General features: G+C 34.4%; 2 protein-coding genes and 1 pseudogene. 1 reads left to right on the top strand and 2 read right to left on the bottom strand.

Annotated elements, in window-relative coordinates:
- Positions 1–400, top strand: a 400-nt coding sequence (locus tag OZZ83_RS14640) for a hypothetical protein (RefSeq protein WP_275401301.1), incomplete at its 5' end; no start/stop codon positions are given.
- A gap of 36 nt (positions 401–436) precedes the next feature.
- On the opposite strand, the gene OZZ83_RS14635 is transcribed toward OZZ83_RS14640, so the two are convergent.
- Positions 437–934, bottom strand: a complete 498-nt coding sequence (locus OZZ83_RS14635; RefSeq protein WP_002295755.1) for a GNAT family N-acetyltransferase — start codon at positions 932–934, stop codon at positions 437–439.
- 55 nt (positions 935–989) lie between these two features.
- Positions 990–1,096, bottom strand: a pseudogene (locus tag OZZ83_RS14630) (IS982 family transposase); the annotation flags it as partial.

Raw genomic sequence — 1,096 nt, 5'->3', positions numbered from 1 at the left:
GTATTTTGCACAACTTTCAGAAGCACTAGTTGTTATAGAAGCAGATGTCTTTGCTCATTTTGACTATGGTTTTCGGGTATTTGGTCTATCCGTTGCTGAATTTAAACAATATGAAGCGCAGTTTTTACCGATTCTAGATCAAGTAATCAAAAATAAATTGGCATTCGAATTAAATGCTAAGAGCGCTTACTTGTATGACAATTTAGCGTTATATGAATATGTCATCGATTTATATCTTTCACGTGGTGGTACCTTGTTTAGTGTTGGATCAGATGGGCATTACCTTGAACATTTCCGTTTCCATTTCGATGATCTTTTTGCTCTGTTAAAAGCAAAAGGTGTGACGGAATTAGCGATTTATCAAAAAGGAAAGCGAATTATGGTTCCATTACCAGTCTAAAAAAACGTCCTCAGCATCAAAAGTGAGGACGTTTTTTTAGATTTCTTTTTCTAAAATCGGACAAATACGATCTTGTTTTCCTAAAGGAAAATGTTTGATCCCGATTTTTTTAAATCCATGACGTTCATAAAAACGAATACCTGCATGATTTTTTTCATAAACAGTCAAACGTAAATAACGTTTTTGTTTCGTTTTAGCATAACGATTCGCTTCATCGAGTAACCGTTGCCCTAACCCTTTGTTTTGATAATCTTTGAGCAGATAGAGCCGTTGAATCTCTATAGCATCTTTTTCATCATTGACTTTCATATAACCAATGAGTATTTGATGATCCTTAATACCAATAAATTTACTGGTTGACTGTGCCAATTCTACTGCCAATATTTCAGTTGTCAATTGTGTCTGTAAATATCCTTGCATATCAAGTGGATCTGCGCCATCGATAAACGATTCATAAAAACTGACAACACTTACAACTTGTAAAGCATCTAGATCATCATAATCTAAATACGCTAGTGTGATTTGATTGTTCATCTAACTCCTCCTTTTGACATAGTATACTATAAATCACCCGTGGTGCTAGTTAATTTTAATATCCTAAAGAATATCTCAAAGTTCCTTCAAAACGTCGTTGTGCTCGACTTAATAGAACACTGTAAGCCAGTAATATGCTTTCAAATCTACTCTCTAGCCCTT

Origin of the sequence: Enterococcus sp. E5-162, assembly GCF_035725965.1 — a bacterium.
GTDB classification, from domain to species: Bacteria; Bacillota; Bacilli; order Lactobacillales; family Enterococcaceae; genus Enterococcus_B; species Enterococcus_B lactis.
Note: the sequence above shows the minus strand (reverse complement) of the source record. Positions and strands in the feature narration are given on the sequence as shown.

Excerpts from the sequence above, each read along its gene's own strand:
- OZZ83_RS14635 (WP_002295755.1), bottom strand. The coding sequence starts at position 934 with ATGAACAATCAAATCACACTAGCGTATTTAGATTATGATGATCTAGAT.